Source organism: Bartonella sp. CM31XJBT, from assembly GCF_028618555.1.
In the GTDB taxonomy this organism is placed as follows: Bacteria; Pseudomonadota; Alphaproteobacteria; order Rhizobiales; family Rhizobiaceae; genus Bartonella.
This window is the reverse complement of record NZ_JAQITD010000055.1, coordinates 1-3,840: the sequence shown is the minus strand read 5'-3', so window position 1 is coordinate 3,840 and position 3,840 is coordinate 1. Positions and strand designations below refer to the sequence as shown.

General features: G+C 39.1%; 2 pseudogenes. One reads left to right on the top strand and one right to left on the bottom strand.

Features of this window, described 5'->3' with window-relative positions:
- Positions 1–2,607 (bottom strand): annotated as a pseudogene (locus PVV63_RS09970) (pertactin-like passenger domain-containing protein); the annotation flags it as partial.
- Positions 2,608–2,777: 170 nt separating this feature from the next.
- Here PVV63_RS09970 and PVV63_RS09955 point away from each other — a divergent pair.
- Positions 2,778–3,840: pseudogene (locus PVV63_RS09955) on the top strand (tyrosine-type recombinase/integrase); the annotation flags it as partial.

Below are 3,840 nucleotides of genomic sequence, written 5' to 3'. Positions count from 1 at the left end.
GCATCTGTAGAGGGCGTGGTCAAAAAGTGAGAAACTGAAAGCGTCTCACTCAATTGTGGAGAAGGCTGTTCTTTATGAACTGGACGCACAATCATCTGATCGGCTAAAGAGTGAGAAGATTCTGAAATAGCAGTTTGTTGCTCTTCAGCAGAAAGAGGATGAGAACTCGCTGGACCTGAGACTTCAATAACGTGACTTCCAAGAGAGGAAACAGTTGGAGAAACAAAAGCTGGAGATCTTTGACTCAAGTTTTGGCGGTTTTTTCTTCGACGTGGCAATTTAATAGCATGCTCTTGTGATGCTGCAATCGTTGAAAGAGAAGAAACTGATTGATTTTGATTTAAATGCCGCACAGATCTGCTTCTACTACGTGGTAAACTGTTGAGAAATGAAACATTATCAATAAATACTGCAGATAAATACCAAACTTTTTCACCCCCATCCTCATCAATTCTCTGTTTTAAACCATACGTATAGGTTCCGCCATCAATAGTTTTAACATTTGCACCAGAAAAGCTTCTCAGGGTAAAATGTGCGCCACCACTTTGATCAAAAATTAAATCAAGTCCTGCTGAAGAAGGATCAACAATTTCAATACCAGAATCTACGATACTTATTGTATGAAAACCACTCCCATTCTCAATAAAGAGGTAATCACCTTTTTCTTCTGCAAGGCTAACATTAAAGTTAAAATGTAGACTCCCTGCTAGATTATCAATGTAAAGCTGAGAGTAATATAAATCATCTTCAAAAGAGGTAAAAATGACTTTTCCTACACCGCTTAACTGCTGAATGCGTGTACTTTTGTCGTCAAACCCACGAGCAACGGAGTATAATTGAGCGTCTTCTCCATTTAATTCAATGTTTTCTACTATAGTTTGTTGACCATCGTCTCCAGCATCAAGATGGAGCCCACCAAAATCCTGAACTTTTATTTCTCCTCCTAATATTGCACCAGGAGAAATCCATGAATTAGCATTACCTTCAATCGTTAGATTCTTTACAATTCCACCTGCATAGACTTCTTGAACACCACCAGTGCGTAAAATGACTGTATTTGCTTCACCTCCTGCTAAAACACGCTGCACACCCTCTGAAAAAATTTCAGCATTTACAGCTAAATCGCCGGCTTTTTCTGCAAAGTTATCATCATTAGGAAACCACTTAGCAAGAGTTTGTACTCCTCCACTCATCACTTTTGTTCCCACAGCCATCCCATCATCATATACATTCTGCTGTCCCAGCGTATCACCTTGACCATAAAGTGTCGTGTTATAAGCACTGCTCCCCACAATTCCACCATTTACATAACCATTTCCGAAAACAAGCTGCTCCCCACCATAAATTTCAGCTCTCAATGCGGTTCCTCCTCCCTCCACTCTTTGTTTTCCACCCTCGTAAATAATCGTAAATTCTGAGATCCCCTGTTCCCCTACAATCTCTGAACCACCATTTTCAATTGTTGTATTCTTACTAAAACCACCAGTCTCAACATAGAGTGTTGCAGTTTCTGGAACCGTATTATTAATGGATAATTTAAAATCATCCGCTTCTCCATCACCAGCAATATAAACTATGCTATTGTCATCAAGTACGGAGCTTTGCAAAATTTTTTCACGTGTACCAGTAATGAAATCCTCTGCATAAAAACTGAAATCACCTTTATAAGAATTGGTTATAGAATCTTCCAAAGGAGAACCATACTTTTCTTGCTCAAAAGATTCAGCTATAGGCAACTTCGTATGAGAGGGAGGAAAGATCGGAGTAGAAATTTTTCCGATGTAGATGGTGTCGATAAAGACCAAATCTTTCCACCGTTATGATCTCTTTTCTTAAGAGCGTACATGTAGACTCCATTGTCAACAGTAGCTATTTCTTCACCCCAAAAATCTATCAGAGTAAAATGTGCATTTCCGCTTTGAACATGAATTAAATCAAGCTCCAAAATTAAATTCTGATTTTGTAGAAGAGAATCGGTCATTTCAACACCAGAATCGATAACGCTTATGGTGTGATGACCTGCTCCTCTTTTTATCAGAAGATAATCACCGCGCTGTTCTACAAAATTAGTATTAAACCTAAAATGTAAATTACCTGAAAGATTACCGACCTCAAATTTAGAGTAATGTGGATTAAACACGGTAGAAGTAAAAATAACACGACCATTCCCACTCAGATTCTCAATCAAAGAACTTTCACCATCTATATTAGAGGCAATCGCATACAATTTTGTATCTCTGCCATTTAAGACAATTTTTTTCTACTTCAGTACGAGATCGCTCAGCACCAGCATAAAGATAAATCCGTCCAGAATCATGAATCATAGTGCTTCCTTCTAATGTTGCACCAAAATGTAACCACGATTGTGCTTGATCTCTAATTATTAAATCCTTTACATAGCCTCCTAAATCTATTGCTTGGAAAGCATTCCCTTGTAAAAGAACGCCAATCGCGATTCCCCCCGCTAAAATGTGTTGCTCTCCACCAGAAAAGACCTTCGTATCAAATGCAAAACTGCTATAATCGTTTAGATCCTCTTCTACATAAAGATTTTGTATCCCTCCTTCCATGATCTTTGTGTTAAAAAACCTCTCCATAATCGTACAATACATTGATTTATAATGATAATTCACTGTTTTGTATGTTGAGTGAGAGTCCCGAATAACGTAAGATTCTCTCATTTCAAATCTGTTTATCTTGAATCAATCAAAACCACTATTTGCACATAACAAGTGGGATGAGTGTGTGGATCAAATTTGTATAAGAAAGGACTAAAAATGGCTCTTATGAACCGTCTTAATGCAAGGGCTGTCGCAACATTGGGGGCTGGCAAATATAATGATGGTGCTGGCTTGCTTCTTCACAAACGTAAAGATGGAGGTGCTCAATGGATTTACCGTTTTACCATTCATGGTCGGCGCCGTGAAATGGGCTTGGGAGCGTTGCAAAATGTTTCTTTAAAAAAAGCCCGTGAATTAGCAAATTAATGGCGTTCTGTTTTGCATGAGGGTCGTGACCCTATTAAAGAACGCGATAAACAAAAGCGTGAAGCAATAAGCAATCTCCATTATTTAAAAGATATCGCGTTGGATGCTTTTGAAAGTCGTAAAGCTGAATTAAAAAATGATGGTAAAGATGGGGATTGGTTTTTACCATTACGCCTTCATATTCTGCCCAAATTAGGCTGTCTGCCCGTTTCTGAGATTACACAAACAGAGATACGCAATGTTCTTGCCCCTATTTGGCATACAAAAGCTGGAACTGCTCGAACAGCACTGATGCGTCTTAATCTTTGTCTCAAACATGCGGCTGCCTTGGGTTTGAATGTTGATTTACAAGCAACAGAAAAAGCACGCGCGCTCTTAGGTAAACAACGTCATAAAACACAAAATTTACCAGCCATGGATTGGAGAGATGTGCCTACTTTTTATAAAACACTTTGCGAAGCATCAACCTTAACACAATTGGCTTTGCGTTTGCTTATTCTGACAGGGGTTCGTACCAATCCTTTGTGTCATATTCATAAAGACCAAGTTGATGGCGATATCTGGACAATCCCTGCTGAAAATATGAAAGGTCGACGTGATACTACAGAAGAGTTTCGCGTGCCTCTATCATCAGAGGCATTAGAAATCTTAAAACAAGCGCGCTTGTTCTCTCGCAATGATTTCTTTTTTTCTGCTAGAGGTCGTGGTCCCCTCGCTGAGAAATGTATGGCTACGTATATGAGAAAAAATAAAATTGAAGCCTGCCCCCATGGATTTCGCTCTAGTTTACGCAATTGGCTCGCTGAAACAACCGATGCTCCCTATGAAGTCGCTGAAACTATTCTAAGTCATA